Source organism: Myxococcus eversor, assembly GCF_010894455.1.
GTDB lineage: Bacteria > Myxococcota > Myxococcia > Myxococcales > Myxococcaceae > Myxococcus > Myxococcus eversor.
Genome location: NZ_JAAIXY010000005.1, coordinates 158144 through 177885, shown reverse-complemented (window position 1 = coordinate 177885; position 19742 = coordinate 158144). Strand labels below are relative to the sequence as shown.

General features: G+C 69.3%; 10 protein-coding genes. 9 read left to right on the top strand and 1 reads right to left on the bottom strand.

Annotation, left to right across the window (positions count from 1 at the left end; genetic code table 11):
* Positions 1-37: 37 nt before the first annotated feature.
* From G4D83_RS12220 to G4D83_RS12200, 5 genes are all read left to right on the top strand, one after another.
* Positions 38-982, top strand: a complete 945-nt coding sequence (locus G4D83_RS12220) for a LysR substrate-binding domain-containing protein (RefSeq protein ID WP_163864896.1) — start codon at positions 38-40, stop codon at positions 980-982.
* Positions 983-1067: 85 nt separating this feature from the next.
* Entirely contained in the window at positions 1068-1841 is a 774-nt protein-coding gene (locus G4D83_RS12215; RefSeq protein WP_163864895.1) for a M57 family metalloprotease, read from the top strand.
* A gap of 168 nt (positions 1842-2009) precedes the next feature.
* Positions 2010-3548 (top strand): gliding motility protein, encoded by a 1539-nt coding sequence (locus G4D83_RS12210; protein WP_163864894.1) that lies wholly within the window; start codon positions 2010-2012, stop codon positions 3546-3548.
* 187 nt (positions 3549-3735) lie between these two features.
* Entirely contained in the window at positions 3736-7011 is a 3276-nt protein-coding gene (locus G4D83_RS12205; RefSeq protein WP_163864769.1) for a hypothetical protein, read from the top strand.
* 594 nt (positions 7012-7605) lie between these two features.
* Complete coding sequence (locus tag G4D83_RS12200; RefSeq protein ID WP_163864893.1) at positions 7606-14289, top strand: Ig-like domain-containing protein; 6684 nt, start codon at positions 7606-7608, stop codon at positions 14287-14289.
* 206 nt (positions 14290-14495) lie between these two features.
* On the opposite strand, the gene G4D83_RS12195 is transcribed toward G4D83_RS12200, so the two are convergent.
* Positions 14496-14918: a winged helix-turn-helix transcriptional regulator gene (locus G4D83_RS12195; protein WP_163864892.1), complete on the bottom strand. Its 423-nt coding sequence runs from the start codon at positions 14916-14918 to the stop codon at positions 14496-14498.
* Between the two features lie 122 nt (positions 14919-15040).
* Between G4D83_RS12195 and G4D83_RS12190 the strand changes: the two genes are divergently transcribed.
* The 4 genes from G4D83_RS12190 (at position 15041) to G4D83_RS12175 (ending at position 19637) form a co-directional block, all read left to right on the top strand.
* Positions 15041-15817, top strand: a complete 777-nt coding sequence (locus tag G4D83_RS12190) for an SDR family NAD(P)-dependent oxidoreductase (protein ID WP_163864891.1) — start codon at positions 15041-15043, stop codon at positions 15815-15817.
* Positions 15818-16008: 191 nt separating this feature from the next.
* The gene (locus tag G4D83_RS12185) at positions 16009-17319 is read left to right on the top strand and encodes a GspE/PulE/PilB domain-containing protein (protein WP_163864890.1); all 1311 of its coding nucleotides are present in this window, start codon (positions 16009-16011) and stop codon (positions 17317-17319) included.
* A 69-nt stretch (positions 17320-17388) separates the two neighbouring features.
* Positions 17389-18672, top strand: a complete 1284-nt coding sequence (locus tag G4D83_RS12180; protein ID WP_163864889.1) for a radical SAM protein — start codon at positions 17389-17391, stop codon at positions 18670-18672.
* The gene (locus G4D83_RS12175; protein WP_163864888.1) at positions 18669-19637 is read left to right on the top strand and encodes an aminotransferase class I/II-fold pyridoxal phosphate-dependent enzyme; all 969 of its coding nucleotides are present in this window, start codon (positions 18669-18671) and stop codon (positions 19635-19637) included. Before G4D83_RS12180 ends, G4D83_RS12175 begins: the two co-directional genes overlap by 4 nt.
* Positions 19638-19742: the final 105 nt, after the last annotated feature.

Here is a 19742-nt window from a genome sequence, read left to right as displayed (position 1 = left end):
GAGGCGGCCGTCCTGAGTGCAGCGAAACGATTTCGCGATGATGCTGAATCGTGTTCATGTGAAGCTGCCCGGCATGCTCGAGCTCCGTCACTTCAAGCTGATTGCCGCGGTCGCCGACACGGGGAGCCTGGCCGCGGCGAGCCGACAGCTCCACCTCACGTCCTCGGCGCTGAGCCACCAACTCCGCGACGCCGAGGAGCGACTGGGTGTCCAACTCTTCCAGCGCCGGCAACGACGCCTCCTGTTGACCGGCTCGGGCGAGACGCTGCTCCTCTCCGCGCGGCGGGTCCTGAGCGAGGTGGCCCACGCCGAGGCCCTCTGCCGCGAGAACCCGCAGGACGACCTGCTCCGGCTCAGCACGGGCTGCTACACGGTGTATGGCTGGTTGCCGCCCATCCTGGGGCGGTGGCAGGCCGAGCACCCGCGCGTCGAGCTGCGCATCGTCCTGGAGGCCACGCGTCAGCCGCTCGGGGCGCTGCTGAACGGCGAGTTGGATCTCGCGTTGACCACGGACGTCCCCCGGCAGGCACGTCTCGCGCAGACAGCGCTCTTCACGGATGAGCTCCGGCTGGTGGTCCCCGAGCACCATCCGCTGGCGCGACGGAGTCACGTCACCGCGCAGGACCTGGTGTCGGAGCAGTTGCTCACCTATGCCGCGCCTCGCGAACAGCTCGACATCTTCACGCGCGTGTTCTGGCCCGCGGGCCTGGAGCCGCGGCGGGTCTCCCCCGTGCCGCTCACCGAGGCGTTGATAGAGCTGGTGCGGGGCGGCATCGGCGTGACGGCGTTGCCCGAATGGATGCTGCCGGCCGAGCGCCATGGGCTGCACACGGTCCGGCTCACCCCTCGGGGAATCCGACGCCGCTGGAGCGCTGTCACCCGCGCATCCCGCCAGCGCCCAGCGCCGCTGACCCACTTCATCCAGCTCCTGCGCGAGCGCTTCACCCGCCAGGGCAAGGCAGAAAACAGGTTAATTGATTAATCCTGATTTGACGTGGTTTGTTGCCCATCGGCGCTCCCGTTCCGGGGGCGCGCGGACCCGCTGCGGGACGCGAGGGGAAACGACCATGTTCAAGAGAGCGGCAGTCGTCGTGGTGAGCTGTGGTGCGCTGCTGGCCGGCTGTGGGCAGGACTCGCCGGGAGACGGAGAGGAGATCACCTCCAACCTGATTGAAGCCGGCTTTCCGGCCCGCGACATCCAGGCCATCGGGGATGACGTGTACGTAGGAGGCGATGCGCACGTAAGCCTCCAGGCCTCGCGCGAGATGCTCCAGACCGAGGGAAGCGCGGAGCAATACCGGACGACCAATCTGGTCAACACCGGCACCGTGACGCGGATCTGCCTCAATCCCACCGCCACGTTCAACACCTACGCCCGACTCAGCCTGGGCCTGGACCAGGCCATCGTCAACTACAACGTCCTGGGACTCTGTTTCTCCATGGTGCGGGGGCCGAGCGCGAGCTGCGACGCGAACATCAGCGTGACGACCACGACCGGCGCCAGCGGCTCGTCCGGGTTTCCCTCGGGTGGCAGGCCCTACAACACCATCCGCATCGGCACCGGGTTGAACACCGCCACCGCGGACGTGGTCGAGCACGTCATCACCCACGAGCTGGGCCATGCGCTGGGATTGCGCCACTCGGACTTCTACAACCAGGCCAACAGTTGCGGCACTGGCGTCAACGAAGGGGCCGCTGGCGTGGGGGCCATCCTCATCCCTGGAACGCCCAGCACCTCCGCGCCAGGGGGCTCGATCATGAACGCCTGCTATCCGCCAGGCACCCCCGGTGAGTTCACCAGCACCGATATCATCGCGTTGAAGTACCTCTACGGCTGCTGAGCACGGCCGGCCCACACGGGACACCCCGAGGCTGGCACCGAATCACGAGCGCATCCGCCCCAGATGGGCGCGTCGAGGGCGACCTCATGCGCCCAATCCGGGAGGGTGACATGGGGGGCCGTGCCCTAGACTGGGTCCCTTCCCCCACCTGCACGGATCCGCTCGAACATGAAGCCCACGCCTGGAGACATCCTCGCCGTCTATACCCCTCGGCTCGACGCCTACACCGCCGTCCAGGTGACGGCCCTGAAGGTCGAGGGGAAGAGCGAGCTGGCCTGCGTGCTGGCCTTGGATTGGGTGGGCCCCGCCCTGCCCGACGCCGCGGCGGTGGCGGCCATGGCGCCCGCCACCTTCAACTTCTTCTTCTGGAAGGACCACCGCGTCCACGTCTGGGTGTCCGCCGAAATCCCACGCGGCTACACGCGCGTGGGCCACCGGCCGCCCCTCGTCGTCGAGGACGTCAACAGCTACAGCGGCTGGCCCTCCGGCAGCGCCACGTACAGTCAGCGGCGCTGGGAAGCCATCCCCCAGGCCGAGCGCGTCCTCTTCAAGCAGATGGACGCCGACCCCGACAAGAGCGCGGTGCTCATGCTGGGCGACCTGGAGGTGCGTCGTTCCACGCGGCGGCTCGACACGGACCGGCTCGCGGCGGTCCCTGACCTGAAGGTGTTCGAGGCACTGCCCATCCTGACGTCCGTCAACGCCGACGCCCCCATCCCCGGCCTGTTCGACTTCATCCGCCGTCGCCCCTTTGTCCATGAGTCGGACGTGCGGAACCACGGTGAGCGCCACGTCGACCTGCGTGGCGCCAATCTGTCGCGGCTCACGCTGGAGGTGACAGGTGTCCACGAGGTCTTCCTCAATGAAGGGCTGGAGTACCTGTCCCTCGTCGGACAAGCCGGGCCGGAGCTGAGGATCCACGCCGAGGCCGACGGACGCTGGCTGACGCTCATCACGAGCAACCCGGCCATGGGCTGGTCCGGACTGGATGCCCTCGGCGACCTGCATGTGAATTCCGCCCGGGACGTGGATGCCCTTGGAATCGTGAGACGGTTTCCGAAGCTGACGGGGCTGCGCATCTGGGGAGCGCCGGGCTATCTGCGGAACACGGCCGAGTTGGCGGCGCTCCCCGCACTGGACACGCTGACACTGAACGACATGTTTGGAATCACGCCGGACGAGTTCCCTGGCCCGGAGCGCTTCCCGAATCTGGGGATGCTCTGGTTGACGAGCATCCCCGCGGAGCTCGCCGCCGAGGTGAAGAAGGCCTACAAGGCCGCGGCTCGCGACGGGTTGGACCTGTCCGTGCGACAGCCACGCAAGGCCGAATGGCTGGCGGAGAACCTGGACAATCCCTTTCGCATCTGGGACGGGGCCGACAACATCAGCGCGGCCCAGGCCAAGAAGGCAGCGGCGCTGTACCGACAGGCCCGGTCCGCCGCGCTCAAGGCCGCGTCCGAGGAGACCAGCGCCACCGCCCTCGTGGCCATGCTCACACCCATCGTCACGACCTACACCGAGGGCTTCAACAAGCTGGATGCTCGCAAGCCCTTCCTCTTCACCGAGGAGCGCGAGCACATCTATGTCGCACTCATGGGCATCTTCGACGCGGTGGACGAGAAGCTCGGGTCCACCGGTGGGACTCCCGCCGAGCCCCTGAACCGAGACGCCCTGGTCTCCGTGATGGATTCGATTCGGGATTTCTAGCGTGCGAACTCCCCACCCGAGGGGATGGGCAGTCCGGCCGTCCCCTCGGGGCCCGATTAAATCGAGTTAAATCTTCGGGGCGCCCCTTGGAAGCCAGGGGCGCTCCGAAGCAGCCTGGGTCATCGAGGCACGGAAGGGGCGTAGGCGACTCCACCCCTCCGAGCCGGCCTTCACGAGGGGGATGACCATGAGCACCATCAAGCGCGACCCGCAGCCACTGCCTCTTCCACCACCGCCACCTCCCAAGCCCAAGACGGCGGCGAAGCCTTCCCCACCACCTCCGCCGCCTCCCGCCCCCACGGTTCAGCGCGGCGGGTTCTTCGGCGGCGACACCCTGTCGCTGTCCACGAAGGGAAACACGTCGCAAAAACCCCGGAGCCAGCTGCTCGCCATGGATGGCGTGGTGGCTCCCTCCACGACGGCTCCCGCCACCACCCTGCTGACCGAGAACACCCGCGACGGACAGCGCAACTGCCTGGACGCGGTGGGCGACTGGCTGGCCCTGGCCACGCCGCAGCTGCGCGCGCGCAGTGAGGTACTCATCCTGCGCGACACCCGCTCCGGCGCGGAGGGAACGACGGGCCACGCCGTCATCCGTCAGGGCGAGTCCATCTTCGACCCGTCCACCGGCCGCAGCTACGCGAACTTCAAGGAGTTCAACGCCGCGGGCCACTACCAACTCGTCCACACCACGAGCGGCGCGGCCATGCAGCGCGTGCTCAGCACGCCCGCGGGCTCCGCCGAGCGACAGCAGGCCCTCGACGCGGCCCGCATCCCCGCCGCCGTGCAGAACATGCTCGTGGCCGACACGAAGGAGGGACGCCCCCTCACCGCCCAGCAGCAAGCCGCCCTCGACGAGGCCGTCCAGGCCCTGCCGCCCAACCCCACCGCTCAGGACATCGGCGCCATCATCGACGACCAGGATGCCTTCTGGCTGGACTCCGGAGAGCAGAATCCCCAGGCGCTCGCCGCGCTCACCACCGCCATGGTGTCGCGCCATGCGCCGCCAAGAGGCCCCCAGGCCGACCTCATGGGCTTCTCCATGGCCATGCAGCAACTGTCCACCGCCGCCGGTGGCTTCACTCCGGAGATGTCCGCGGCCGTCGCGAGCGCCGCGATGGATCCGGCCCTCGCGACGCGGGGACTCCACACGGGCGAAATCGCCGCCTGGGCCCTGCAATCCGCCACCACGCCTGACGCCGCCCAGGCCGTGCTCGACACGGTGGGCCCGGAGCGGATGGAGTCGTTCGTCGCGTCGCTGGGCCTCAACCCGACGGACTCCAGCGACCCCACGTTCCTCAACAGCGGCAGCCGCATGCTGGCGCTCAATGACTTCATGAACGTGGCCTCCGGACTGCCCGGCACCGAGGGCGTCCCCAATGGAGCGCAGGCCCGCTTCTTCCTCACCGTCGCGCGACAGGCGGGCCCCCGCCCGCTCGAAAACGCGGACTTCCGCGAGGCGCTCGGCAAGGGGCTGGGCACCGTCTACGCCATGGGTGATACGGCGCTGGCCCGCACCGAGTCCGCCCGCATGGGCGAGCTGCTCCGCAATGGCCACGTCGGCGACCTGCTCCAGAGCGCCACCGCCGAGCAGCGCGATGGCCTGCTGGTCGCGTTCCTCGACAACCGCCAGCTCACCTCGGAGCTGGTGGACCACCACAACGGCAACCTCGCCACCGCCGTCGCCTTCATCCAGCTCGAGTCCGTCACGGAGGGCCTCACGGGGGCCTTCGGCCCCGACGGACAGGTCCCCATGGGACCGGATGGCATGCCGCTCATCCTCCCCGATGCGCTGATACCCGCGCCGCCTCCGGACGTGCTGGCTCGGCACCCCGCCGTGGCCGCGCTCGGCGACCCGCTGTCCGCCGGGACGGTGGCCCAGGCGGTCCAATCCGGACAGCTCACGCCCGCGCAGGCGGCGGACTATCTGGACGACCTGGCGGGCCTGTCGAGCAACCTCGCCAACCCGGACATGGGCCGCTACGGCGCGGATGGACTCACCGCCGGCGTCATCCACGTGCTCAACGGCGGCAACCCCATCGAGAAGTCCCGGCTCAACGAGTACGCCGCCCTCAACGCCGACAGTCTGTCGACCCTGGCGGACCTGGTGCGCGCCTCCGACGACCCGGCCTTCGTCGCCCAGGCGATGACGGCGGCGGGCGCGCAGGACGCCACATTCCGCGCGAGCCTCCCTGGTTATGGCGACTCCATCGCCGCCATGGGCGAGAGCGTGCAGGGCCGCCGCCGCCTCATCATCGCCGGAGTGGGCATGGTGGCGTCGATGGCGGCCCCCATCCTCGCGGCGGCGGCGATTCCCGCGACCACCACGCTCGTGGTGGGAGGCGTCACCCTGGGCACCGCCACGCTCCAGGCGGGCGCGGCGGGCCTCACCAGCACCCTGGTGAGCACCGCCCTCAACGCCGGCAATCAGTATGACTCCACGGGCGAGCTGCACCTGGGCAACGCGGTGGCGGGGGGCGTGGTGGATGGGCTCACCACGTACTTCGGCATGCGCATGTCCATCGTCGCCGCCGCGCGCGGCCAGAGTGGCCTGGGCAACGTGCTGCGCGGCGCCACCCTGGACGGGCTGGGAGGCGTGGGCGCCTATGCGTTGGGAACGCCTGGCGCGCTGGAGGGCATCTTCAAGGGAGACCCCCAGTTCGTGAATACCGCCGCGCTCCAGGGCGGCGTGAGCTTCGGCTCGTCCTTCGTGCTGAGCAGCCTGATGGAGTTGCCCGGCGTGGACACGCAGCCGCGCCCGGCCAACATCGTGGTGGATGGAATGGGCGTCCTCGCGCCCATGCCTCGCTTCGGGGCCTCCGCCGCCGGCTCCCGGGTCCACGGCTACCGGGGCATGCGCGACATGACCATCGAAAGCCTGGAGACCATCATCACCACCGGGCTCCACCCGCGCATGGTGCGCACGGGACAGTTGGAGGCGGGGGCCATCGAGAGCATGCCCTTCTTCCAGCGCTTCTGGCTCGCGGTGCGGGAGTCCGCGGGGAAGACGGGGACCGTGGGAGAGAGCGTGGTGATGCTCACGCGCCACCCGGGCATCGCCGAGGCCTGGGCTCGCAACACGCCGGTGAGCGCCGAGGGCAACGTGGCCTGGCAGAGTTTCGCGAAGTTCGTGGCGGGGCTGCCCAAGCCCGCGCGCGCGGAGTACTTCACGCCGCGGCAGTTCGAGCTGCTCCAGGCCCAGCAACTCGCGGCGGGCGGGCCGCCCATCTTCGTCAAGGACACGTCCGGGAAGACGGTGCAGATGACCCTGGATGAGGTGCGCCAGCTCATGGGCGACACCCCTTTCGACCTCACCGCCGAGGTGGCGGCGCCCGTCGAGAGTCAGGTGGGGCTCGCGTCGTTCTACATGAGCCCCAAGCACCAGGAGGAGCCCATCGTCGGCTCCATTGGCGCCGATGGCATCATCTCCCTCACCGTCCTCTATGAGGGCACGCTGCCTTAGTCTCCCAGGGTGATGCGCGCGTCCCCGCGCAGCCGGACGATGTGCTCGATGGCCGCGCCGGGGGTCCAGGCCTTCGGCCTTGCACATCGCCGCCGCGTGGAGGACCGCCAGGGAGCCTCCGTATGCACGTATCACCGTCTCAACGGCTTGAAACATGCCCCACTCCACGTGACGACGCGATGCGGTGTCGACGGAAGCGTTAGTCAGTAATCCCAGACTTCCGCCCACCGAGCCTGCCCGCCGGTCGTGACGTCGTCTGTCCGGATTCCAGAAACTGGATCCAGCCCTCGGACAACCGAGACAGCGGACGGTTCCAGCTGGCTCCAAATCCAGACAACCGAGCGGTGAATTCAATGTTTCAAGCTGGCACCCTCGTTGCTTTTTCGCGAGGCCGTGACAGCGCGAGCGGCATTCCCCCACGAGCCTTCTCCCCAGCGTGAAACATCTGGCTGGGATTCCGCGCCCCCCGGCCAATCCCCGGTTTCTGTCGCATCGCTCCTGGCGGGTTCGCCCTCCCGTCGTGTGCCCCCTCTCCTCGCCCGCCCTGGTACTCCCATGTCCTCCACGTCTCCTCGTCCCGGCACCAGGCGCGCCGTGCGCCCGCGATGGCTGCTTCCCCTGTTGTTGCTGGTGGCCTCGGGCTCGGCGATGGCGGCCCCTGTCCTTCGCCACACCGCGAACCAGCGCGGCGACCTCTTGATGGTGGGCAACACGCTGGCCCACGACTGCGCCAGCGGTGTGCCGACCCCGCTGGTGGGAACCGTGGGAGCCTGCGGGTCGAACACCTCGGATGACGCGGTGGACGTCTTCTGGACCATCCAGTCGGGCGTGGCGACGGCGAACACCTCGGTGAGCCCCACCAATGCCCGGAGCCGCGCCGCGCTCAACGTCCCCGCTGGCGCCATCGTGACGTATGCCCGGCTGTACTGGGCCGCGCACCTGTCCACCACCACGTCGCAGCGGAGTCCGGACACGACGGCGGAGTTCAGCCGCCCCGGGGTCTTCTCGCAGATGCTGACCGCGGATGTTTCGCACACCTACACCCCGAACAACGCCTACATCTACGAGTCCTCCGCGGACGTCACCAGCCTGGTCGCCACCCACGGCACGGGCGTCTATGAGGTGAGTGGCGTGGACGCCGTGCCGCTCACCAACCTCAACAGCACGAACCCGTTCAGCGCGTGGGCCCTGGTCATCTTCTACCGGCACCCGGATTCGCCCCTCCGCAACCTGACGCTCTTCGACGGCATGGACTACGTCAGCAGCGGCAATCCCCAGACGGTGACGCTGTCTGGCTTCAACGTCCCTCCGGCCGGCTTCGATGCCAAGCTGGGGGTGCTGGCCTTCGAGGGAGACGCCACGCGCAAGGGCGACCAGCTCCTCGTCAATGGCGTGAGCATCTCCGACGCCGCGAACACCGCGAACAACTTCTTCAACAGCACACGCTCCGTCCTCGGCGTGCCCTCCACCCATGCCAATGACCGGCCCCGCCTGACGGGCGCGGAGGCGAGCATGTCTGGGGTGGACATGGACGTGGTGGACATCACCCACCGCGTGACGGGAGGCGCCACGTCGATGACGCTGAGAGCCACGTCCACGGATGACACATACATCCTTGGCGCCTTCGCGACGTCCATCGCCACGCTCCGGCCGGACTTCACGAACACCTACAAGACGGCGACGGCGGTGAACCCGCGTCCGGATGGCTCGCTGCGCGGTGGCGACGTCATCGAATACACCATCGTCACCACCAACACGGGCGACGACGTCAGCATCGAGACTGTCTTCAGCGATCCCCTTCCCTCCCAGCTCACCTACCAGCCGGGCTCGCTGCGAATCGTCTCCGGCCCCAACGCGGGCGCGCTGACGGACGCCCTGGGCGACGACGTGGGCGAGGTCAGCGCGGCGGGTGTCATCACCGTCCGGCTGGGCACGGGCGCGACGGCGACGCTGGGGGGCTCCCTTCAGCTCCAGCAGAGCACCGCCGTCCGCTTCCGCGCGGTGGTGAACGCCGCGGCCTCCGGCGTCATCGCCAACCAGGCCACCATCACCGCCTCGGGTGAGAAGGGCGCTCCCGCCAGCTCCGCGACCAGCGCTCCCTCGTCGACCACCACCGGCCCCACCCACATCACCGTGTCCGTCCCCGACGCGCCCGTGGTGACGGCTCCGGCGAACGGAAGCACCGTGGCGACGAACACCCCCGTCTTCTCCGGCACGGCCGAGCCCGGCAGCACCGTCAGCGTGGTGGTCAACGGCGTCGTCGTCTGCACCGCTCCCGCCCACGCGAGCACGGGCACCTGGTCCTGCACCAGCAGCGCGCTCCCCGAGGGCTCCACCACCGCCACGGTGACGACCCGCGACGCGGCCGGCAACGCCAGTCCGCCCACGCAGGTCAGCTTCATCGTCGACACCGTCGCGCCCGACACCACCATCGTCAGCGGCCCATCCGGGCTGACGACCTCCACCAGCGCGACGTTCACCTTCAACGCCACCGAGACACCGGTGACGTATGAGTGCTCGCTCGATGGCGCGGCCTTCACGGCGTGCGCGACGCCCGTGACTTTCAGCGGCCTCGCCCAGGGCAACCACACCCTGGCGGTGCGCGCCCGCGACGTGGTGGGCAACCAGGATGCCTCGCCCGCGACCCGGGCGTGGACGGTGGATTCGGTGGCTCCGGAGACGACCTTCGCCAGCACCCCACCGGCCGTGAGCAACTCGGCGGCGGCCGCGTTCGCCTTCAGCTCCAATGAGAACAACGTGACGTTCGAGTGCAGGCTCGATGGCGCGGTGCTGTTCTCCCCCTGCCCCAATCCACAGACCTTCCTGGCGCTGGCTCAGGGTGGCCACACGCTGCAGGTCCGCGCCGTGGACAGCGCGGGCAACGTGGACCCGACCCCCGCGACGTACACGTGGACCATCGACACGTCCGCTCCGGACACCCTCCTCTCCGGTGGCCCCACGGGGACGACGGCGGCGACCAGCGCGACGTTCTCATTCACCGCCACCGAGAGCCCCGCGACATTCGAGTGCTCGCTCGACGGGGCGACCTTCATCTCCTGCACGAGCCCCGTGACGCACACCGGGCTCACGGACGGGAGCCACACCTTCGCGGTGCGCGCGGTGGATGCCGCGGGCAACGTGGACCCGACCCCGGCCACCCGCACCTGGACGGTGGACACCACGGCGCCGGACGCACCGCACATCGAGGCCCCCGCCAACGGCGTCGTCGTGCCCACGCAGCAGCCGGTCATCTCCGGCACCGCGCAGCCGGGCACGCTGGTGACGGTGACGGTGGATGGCATCGTGCTGAGCACCGCTCCCGTGAATGCCCAGGGTGACTGGACGTTCACTCCACCCGCGCCGCTGGACCAGGGACCTCACACCGCGACGGCGACCGCCACGGACTCCGCGGGCAACGTGAGCGACCCCAGTTCGATGACCCACTTCACCGTGGACACCGAGGCGCCAGAGGCCCCGGTCATCAGCGCGCCCGCAAGCGATGTCATCCTCGCCACCGCGACGCCTGTCTTCGAGGGCACCGCCGGGCCCTTCGCCCAGGTGACCGTGGTGGTGGATGGCGAAGTGCTGGGAACGGTGACCGCGGACATCGACGGCCACTGGAGCCTCCCCAGTCCGGACGCGCTCGCCGAGGGCCCTCACACCGTGGAGGCCACCGCGACGGACTCCGCGGGCAACACCAGCGAGGCGACCTCCCACGACTTCGCCATCGACCTTTCCGCGCCGGAGACGTACATCGACTCCGGTCCAGCGGTCTTCACGAGCGAGACGTCCGCCTCCTTCGTGCTCCGCATGGACAACGGCGGCGTCCGCTTCGAGTGCGGCCTGGACGGCGCGGCCTTCACCGATTGCACCAGCCCGGTGGCGTTCAGCAACCTGGCGGAGGGCAGTCACACCCTGTCGGTGCGTGCCGTCAACGGCCTGGGCACCGCGGACCCGACGCCCGCGACCTACGCGTGGACGGTGGACACGGTGGCGCCCATGGCACCCACCATCGTCTCGCCCGTGAGCGGCGCCGTCGTGGGCACGGCGACGCCGACCCTCACGGGCACCGGTGAGCCCGGCGGCTACGTCTATCTGGAAGTGGGGACCGTCACGTATGGCCCCATCGCCGTGGATGGAAGCGGCGACTGGAGCTTCACCCTGCCGGTGGCGCAGCCAGAAGGCCCTGTCACCGTCTCCGCCACTGGCGTGGACGCCGCGGGCAACAGCTCCGGTGCGACGTCCCACGGGTTCTTCATCGACATGACCGGGCCCGAGACGTTCATCGACTCCGGTCCGGAGCAGCTCACGCGCGAGACGTCTGCCTCGTTCGAGCTGCGCTCCGAAGGTGGCGCGGTGGGCTATCAGTGCAGCCTGGATGGCGCGGCCTTCGCGACCTGCGCTTCTCCGCTGACGACCTCGGGCCTCGCGGAGGGTGACCACCTGCTGCGCGTGCGCGCGGTGGACGCGGTGGGCAACGTGGACCCGTCACCCGCCGAGTACACCTGGACGGTGGACACGACGGAGCCCGACACCCTCGTCACCTCTGGCCCCAGCGCCCTCACCCACGAGTCGGCGGCGACATTCGAGTTCGCCGCCAGCGAGCCCGGCTCCTCCTTCGAGTGCAGCGTGGACGGCGCGGCCTATGCGGCGTGCACCAGCCCTGACACCTTCGAGGGATTCACGGAGGGCGAGCACACGCTGGCGGTCCGCGCGGTGGATGCCGCGGGGAACGTCGACAGTTCGCCGGCCCTGTACACGTGGACGGTGGACATGACGCCTCCCAATGCTCCGGTCATCACCTCGCCGGCCCAGGGCGAGGTTCTCCCTGACGGCATCGTGACGCTCACGGGCTCGGCCGTTGGCGCGGAGACGGTGCACGTGACGGTGGGCGGTACGACCCATGGCCCCATCCCGGTGGACTCCAGCGGCAACTGGACCTTCACGCTCCCCGTCACGTTGGCGGATGGCACGTACACCGCTGTCGTCACGGCGAATGACGCGGCGGACAACACCAGCGCCTCGACGAGCGTCACCTTCACGGTGGACACCACGGCGCCGGACACGCGCATCGACAGCGGTCCGGAGGCCCTGACGAACCAGGCGCTCGCCGCCTTCGTCTTCTCCTCGAACGAGGCCTCGGTGACCTACGAATGCGGCCTGGATGGAGCGGCCTTCGCGCCATGCACGACGCCGGCGGAGCTGGGGCCCCTCGCGGACGGTGAGCACACGCTGGCGGTTCGCGCGCGTGACGCCGCGGGCAACGTGGACGATTCGCCGGCCACTCACACGTGGACGGTGGACACCTTGGCGCCCGTGGTCGCCATCACCTTCCCCGCCCAGGGCGAAGTGCTCGACACCGCGACGGTGACGTATGCCGGCACCTCGGAGCCGGACAGCACGGTGACGGTGGTGGTGGATGGCGTCACCCTCGGCTCGGTTGAAGTGGGCAGCTCGGGACAGTGGACGCTCCCGGGCGGCTCGGTGCTCGCGGACGGTCCGCACACCGTCTTTGTCACGGCGACGGACGCGGCGGGCAACACCAGCGCAGGGGTCACCCACACGTTCAACGTGGATGTGGAGCCACCGGAGACGTCCTTCACCCAGACGCCTCCCTCGCTGACCCGCCAGACCTCGGCGACCTTCGGGTTCGGCTCGGACGAGTCCCCCGTGACGTACGAGTGCAGCCTGGACGGAGCGACGTTCGCGGCCTGCGCGAACCCGCTGGAGCTGCTCGGCCTGACCGATGGCGAGCACACGCTGGAGGTCCGCGCCCGGGATGCGGACGACAACGTGGACCCCACGCCCGCTTCCTACACCTGGACGGTGGACACCACGGCGCCGGACACCTTCATCGCGAGCGGCCCGCCGCTCACGGAGGCCCCTGCCCTGGCCATCTTCGACTTCGATTCCAACGAGGCGGGCGTCACCTATGAGTGCAGCCTGGACGGAGCGGCCTACGCTCCTTGCACGGACCCGGTGAGTCTCACGGACCTGGCGCTGGGAACACACGTGATGAACGTGCGCGCGGTGGACTCGGCGGGCAACGTGGACGACTCGCCGGCCAGCTACACATGGGTCGTCACCGCCGACGCGGATGGAGATGGGCTGACGGATGCCGAGGAAGTGGTGCTGGGCACCGACCCGAACAACGCCGACACGGACGGTGACGGCCTGCCAGACGGCATCGAGGTGAATGTCGCGGGGACGGACCCGCTCGATGACGACACGGATGACGATGGCCTGCTGGATGGCAATGAGGACGCCAACCACAACGGCGTCGTCGACGCGGGTGAGACGGACCCGAAGAACGCGGACACTGACGGCGACCTGCTCGCGGATGGCCTGGAGCTGGGCCTCACCGAACCCCAGGGCACCGGCACGGACCTGACGCGATTCAGACCGGACGCGGACCCGACGACGGTGACGAACCCGCTCAACCCGGACACGGATGGCGGCAGCGTGCGCGACGGCATCGAGGACGCCAACCACAACGGCCGGGTCGAAGCGGATGAGACCAACCCCCTGCGGCCCGAGGACGACCTCGACTCCGACCTCGACGGCATCGACGATGCGACGGAAATCGCGCTGGGCCTCGACCCACACAACGCGGACACCGACTCCGACGGTGTGCCAGACGGCCTGGACGGAATCACCGACACGGATGGTGACGGCCTCATCGACGCGCTGGACCCGGACAGCGACAACGACGGCCTGCTGGATGGCACCGAGCTGGGCGTGACGCTGGAGAGTGCGCCGGCGGACACGGACCGCGACTCGCCCCACTTCCGTCCCGACACGGACCCGAGCACCACCACCGACCCGAAGAAGCCGGACACGGACGGGGACGGTTTGAATGACGGCGAAGAGGATGCCGACCACGACGGCCGCGTCGACGCCACGGAGACGGACCCCAACAACCCCGATACGGACGACGACGGGCTGAGCGATGGCGTGGAGGTGAAGGGCAGCAACCCCACCGACCCGCTCACCCCCGACACGGATGGCGACAGCCTGGCGGACGGTGTGGAGGATGCCAACCACGACGGCGTCTTCGGCAACGGCGAGACAGACCCGAACAACGCCGACACCGACCTCGGTGGCGCCGACGATGGAGAGGAAGTCTCCGGCGGGACGAACCCGCTGGACGGCAACGATGACTTCGTCATCGCGGGCCGTGGGTGCAGCGCGGGCGGCGCGGGCACCTTCGCTCCGCTGGTGCTGCTGCTCCTGGCGTTGCCCCTGCGAAGACGTCAGGGTCGCGTCCAGGCCCGCTGAGCGCGGTGCTACCCGTCATCCTGGCTCCAGCGGATGCGGCTGCTCGACACGACTCGAGCAGCCCATCCGCCGGGGACCATCCGCGCTGCCGCCAGGCGCCGCGCCAGCAGCCCCTCGGGCGCCAGCGGATGCGGCTGCTCGGCACACCTCGCACAGCTCATCCGCTGGGGTGGCATTCCCCCTGTCAGTGAATCAGCGTGCCCTGCTCACGCCGGGGAACGCAGGCGCGGCTCCGGTCTCGCGCGAGTGTGAGGCCCCGGCTTGCGAGAGCGACTCGGGGTGGACGTCACGGGCTCGTCGAGCGCGCGGAGCTCGGCGGCATGGAGCCGGCCCCAGTCACAGAGCGCGCCCACGATGGGGCGCAGACTGAGCCCGAGCGAAGTCGCCGTGTAGACGACCCGCGGCGGCACCTCGGCGAACACCTCACGACTCACGATTCCGTGCGTCTCCATCTCACGGAGCTGCTGCACCAGGACCTTCTGGCTCACCCCCGGAATCACGCGCCGCAGCTCCGAGAGCCGCTTGGGGCCCTCGAAGAGGAAGTACAGCACGAAGACCTTCCAGCGCCCGCCAATCACCTTCAGCGCGCGCTCCGCCGGAACCAGCGGGAGCTCCTTCATGATCGGCATGGTTACCTCCAGGTGACCAGGGAACGAAGACGTCCGTATAGGGGGAACTTGTCTGTAGTAACGACGAGGGAGCGTAGGAACAATCCGTGCCAGAAATCACGCGACACCTGAAAGGAATTCTCATGTCCGTTGGCACGAAGCCTTCCCATGCCCCTATTGCCCTCATCACCGGAGGAAGCCGAGGCCTTGGCCGGGCCACCGCGTTGGCGCTCGCCGACCGAGGGGTGGACGTCATCCTCACCTGGCGCACGGGCCGCGAAGAGGCGAACGCCGTCGTCACGGCCATCCAAGCCAAGGGACGCCTGGCCGTCGCCCTTCAGCTCGACGTAGGCAAGGCAGGCACCTTCGCGGCGTTCGCCTCGGAGGTCCGCGAGGCGCTGAAGCAGACCTGGTCTCGCGAGCGCTTCGACTACCTGGTCAACAACGCGGGCATCGGCGGCTACACGCCCTTCATCGAGGCGTCCGAGGCCACCTTCGACGAGCTGGTCGACGTGCACTTCAAGGGGACGTTCTTCCTGACGCAGAAGCTCCTGCCGCTGATGGTCGACGGCGGGCGCATCGTCAACATGTCGACGGGGCTCGCGCGCTACGTGTACCCGGGCTTCTCCGTCTACGCCGCCGTCAAGGGCGCCGTCGAGGTGCTCACCCGCGCGCTCGCCGTGGAGCTGGGCCCTCGCCGAATCGCCGTGAACGTCGTCGCGCCGGGAGGAATCGTCACGGACTTCGGAGGAGGCGTCATGCAAGACCCCGCACTCCAGAAAATCGTCGCGGCGGAGACCCCGCTCGGGCGCATGGGCCAACCCGACGACGTCGCGGGTGTCATCGCGATGCTGCTCGCCCCCGAAACCGGCTGGGTCACCGGCCAGCGCATCGAAGTCACCGGCGGCTACCGGCTCTAAAGTGGCAGCGCTCACCCAGGAGCCTGTTCGTGTCGGCGTCGACAACACACGGAACCACAGGGCGCCTCCCAAGTTGAAGGGTGAGTCATGATTCACTGAGCCCCGCGCCTGGCCGTGCACGGGCCCTCTCCGAGAGCCCTCGCGTTTGCTTCCAGTGGACGCGGAGGTGGGACAACGCCTTGAATCAACCCATGACGCGGAGATTCGGGGAGCGGCTGGTGCTGGAGGGCGTGCTGACGCCGGAGCTGTTGTCCCGGGCGCTCGCCCATCAGCAGGAGACCGGGCAGAAGCTGGGTGAGTGCCTGGTGCGGCTGGGCGTGGACGAGACGCCCATCCTGCGCATGCTGGCACGGGAGCTCGAGACGCGGTTCGTCTCCACGGAGAAGCTGGCCCAGGCGACGGTGAGCCCCGCCCTGCTGGAGCAGGTGCCGGTGCGGCTGGCGGAGGGCTTCGACTTCATGCCGCTGCGGCTGGCGCAGGGGGTGCTCAGCGTGGCCATCGCGGAGCCCCAACGACAGCGCGCGCTGGAAGAGATTGCTCGCACGGTGGGCGTCACCCAGGTGCTGCCCTTCGTCGCGATTCGCAGGTCCATCCGCGCGGCCATCCGCAAGCACTACTACGCCGTGGCTGACGCCTTCGAGCACCCACCGGAAGACGACGCCTGTCCCCACTGCGGCGCGCCGACGCTCCCCAAGGACTTCCAGTGTCCGCGCTGCGAGCTGCTGCTGGTGCGCCATGTCGAGGACCTGCCTCCTCGCGACAACGTGTCGCTGGTGCGCGCCCTGCTGACCCAGCCCGAGCCGAATGGAACCTCCGGGACGCCCCGAGCGCCCCAGACGGAGGCCACCCGCACCTCGACGTTCGATGCCCCCACGGGAGGCGCCAACGCACGGCCCTTCATCGTCGGAGGGCTGAAGATTGCGAACCTGAGGCTCAGCCCCTTCGAGGCATATGTGCTGTCGCTGGTGGACGGACACACGTCCCTGGCGGACCTGTCGCTCATCACCCAGCTCGCGGAAGTGGAGCTGCGCGCGCTCTTCGCGTCCCTGGAGGAGCGAGGTGTCACCCAGCTCTACGAGGTCCCTCCTCCGATGGCGCGGCCCGCTCCCACTCCCGCGCCCAGCCGGGAAGCCGCTTCGGAAGCAGCGCCGCCGCCGCCACCCGCGCCTCGGCCGGTGACGCAGGCCCCTGTCCCTCGCGCGGGGGACGCGAACGAGGACCTGCTCCAGCGCGTCATCCGGATGGAGCAGGAAGGTCGGTGGTCGGAGGCCGTCGAGCTGCTGGAGCGGGGCATCGGCCTGCTGCCCTCACCCGCGCCGCTCTACAACCGGCTGGGGATGATCGTCGTCAACCACCACCGCGACTACGCGCGCGCCACCACCCTGTTCCAGAAGGCGGCGGACCTGGAGCCGGAGAACAACCTCTACACGATGAACCTCTACTCGGTGATGTGCCTGCTCGCGGATGCCACCAACGCGGGACAGAAGAAGGCGCGACACTGAGCCGGGCTCCGCCCGGAAGCTAGGTGTACCATTGACACGAAGTCAGGGTCCAGCGACACTGGCTTCGCCATGGACACTGCCTTCGTCGCCTTCATCCCGCTTTCGAACTGGCTGCGTGGCTTCGACCGCTACCGCATGCGGTACTCGAAGGCGTCCATCTCCGAGTCGACCTTCCCCGACGCGTTCTACATGTTGAGGGAGGACGAGCCCTGGACGCCCGGGCTCGACAAGGCGCGGCGACTGGTGGCGAAGCTCGGTCGCGCCAAGGACCGCGTCGTCGCGTTGCGCGCGCGACTTCCGACCTCCGGGACGCGGGCGATGCGCCCCAACGACACCACCGGCACGGGAATCGGCTGGCGCTGGCCCGCGCCCGACGTGCCGCTGAGCGGCGTGGCCTGGGTCGACGACGCCGGCACGCTGCGGCCCACCCTCCACGAGGAGGTCACCGCCCAGGCCTTCCTGCTCGACGACTCGGGCCTCGTGCCCTGGGCCGAGTGCCGGCCTCGCACCTTCTCCGTGCTGCCCGTGGCGAAGGCCTGTCAGGCGAAGTGCGCGTTCTGCTTCTCGAAGGCCAGCGCCTCCGACCTCGCGCGGCAGCGAAGCGTCTCGCTCGAGGAGCAATTGCATTGGGCGGACCTCGCGCGCTCGCGCGGGGCGGAGCGCGCCGTCATCACCGGAGGCGGCGAGCCGACCCTGCTGGCGCCTGGACAGTTGCGCGCGCTGGTCCGGGGCCTCTCCGAGCGCTTCTCGAAGACGCTGTTGATCACCAACGGCGCGCGGCTCGACGCGGAGCAGTTGCACGCCTTGCGTGACGAGGGACTCGCCACGCTGGCCGTCAGTCGTCATGGCGTCACCCGGGAGGACGACGCGCGCATCATGGGCCTGTCCGTCGACTCGGGTGCGCTCGCGCGCGCCTTTGGCCTTCGCAGCCGGGCCATCTGCGTGCTTCAGCGAGGCGGAGTCGATGACGTGGCCAAGGTCCAGGCCTACCTCGAACGCAGCGCGCGCGAAGGCTTCCACGAGGTCTGCTTCAAGGAGCTCTACGTCTCCAGCCTCTCCGAGAACGCCTGGGCGCCCAGCGCGGTGAACCGGTACTGCGAGGCGAACCAGGTGCCGCTCCAGGTGGTGCTCCGCGCGATGGACGCCGCCGGCTTCACCCAGGTCGCCGAGCTGCCGTGGGGCAGCCCCGTGTTCGAGGGAGAGGTGGCGAATCGCGTGCTGCGCGTCGCGGCCTATACCGAGCCCTCCGTCGGCTGGGAGCGAACCCATCGGCTGGTGCGCTCGTGGAACCTCATGAGCGATGGGACCTGCCTGGCCTCGCTGGAAGACCCGGCCTCGGAGCTGCGCCGATGAGACACGACGCCTTTCTCTCGCTGCGGGACGAGTGGCGGGCCAGACGTCCCGAGCTGGTCGACCTGGCGGAGCTCAACGTCTATCGCAGCCTCGCGCCGGCCTTCGCCGCCATCGAGCCGTCGACCCATCCCGAAGCACCGTATCGGTGTCACCTCGCCGAGCGGTTCCTCGCGCACCTGGGGCTGGATGCCCAGCTCAAGTCCCGGACGCAGGTCAGTCACGGCGTGCGTCGCTCCTTGAGCGCGCTGTTCGGCTGGCTGGCCTCACGCAACGCCCGCGTCGGCGTGCCCGACGACGTGTATCCGGTGTACCTCCAGCTCGCGGAGGAGGCCGGCGTCGACGTCGTTCGATTCCCCGCGCGAGACGGGTTGCCCGCGCTCGAGGCAATCGATGCGCTCCTCCTCTGCGAGCCGCTCAAGCCCTGGGGCCGCACGCTTGCGCGCGAAGAAACAGAACGCGTGGAGCACTGGGTTCGCGCCGGGCCCGAAAGGCGCGTGCTGCTCATCGACTCCGCGTACGCGACACCGCCGACGGCGTGGACGCAACGGCTGGTGCACGAAGACCTCGCGTTCGTCCTCGCCTCGCTCTCGAAGGGCTGGCTCCTCCCCGACCACGTGGGGCTGTGCATCACCCCTTCGCGCTGGCGGCAGGACGCACGGGCCGTCTTCGCGCCGCTGCCGAAAGACGAACGGAAGCTGCGCATCGGCTACGCGGCACTCACGGAGCATGCCTCGCGGCCCGCACAGGTCAGCGAACTCCTGGCCGGGCGCGCACGCACCCTGGATGCGTTCACCACCGGCCGGCCCGAGCTCCGTGTTTCACCGTGCGTCGGATACTTCTCCACCTCACGGTGCTCCTTCGACGAGCTCCTTGAACAAGGTGTGCTCGGAGTGCCCGCCTCGGTGTTCGGCGGCCCCGCGCGAATGAGCATTCTTTCGAGCCTGCCCGCGCCCGGCACCCGTTAGGGAACCTCTCCACGGGACGTCTGTCCTACCCGCTCCATGTGTCGGATATGTATCGGGAACGACATCAGAGAAATGATTGGGAAACGCTCAAAGCATGCGTGCTAT

Coding starts and splice junctions, on each gene's coding strand:
- G4D83_RS12205 (WP_163864769.1), top strand. CDS start 3,736: ATGAGCACCATCAAGCGCGACCCGCAGCCACTGCCTCTTCCACCACCG.
- G4D83_RS12180 (WP_163864889.1), top strand. CDS start 17,389: ATGGACACTGCCTTCGTCGCCTTCATCCCGCTTTCGAACTGGCTGCGT.
- G4D83_RS12220 (WP_163864896.1), top strand. CDS start 38: ATGATGCTGAATCGTGTTCATGTGAAGCTGCCCGGCATGCTCGAGCTC.
- G4D83_RS12215 (WP_163864895.1), top strand. CDS start 1,068: ATGTTCAAGAGAGCGGCAGTCGTCGTGGTGAGCTGTGGTGCGCTGCTG.
- G4D83_RS12175 (WP_163864888.1), top strand. CDS start 18,669: ATGAGACACGACGCCTTTCTCTCGCTGCGGGACGAGTGGCGGGCCAGA.
- G4D83_RS12185 (WP_163864890.1), top strand. CDS start 16,009: ATGACGCGGAGATTCGGGGAGCGGCTGGTGCTGGAGGGCGTGCTGACG.
- G4D83_RS12210 (WP_163864894.1), top strand. CDS start 2,010: ATGAAGCCCACGCCTGGAGACATCCTCGCCGTCTATACCCCTCGGCTC.
- G4D83_RS12195 (WP_163864892.1), bottom strand. CDS start 14,918: ATGCCGATCATGAAGGAGCTCCCGCTGGTTCCGGCGGAGCGCGCGCTG.
- G4D83_RS12190 (WP_163864891.1), top strand. CDS start 15,041: ATGTCCGTTGGCACGAAGCCTTCCCATGCCCCTATTGCCCTCATCACC.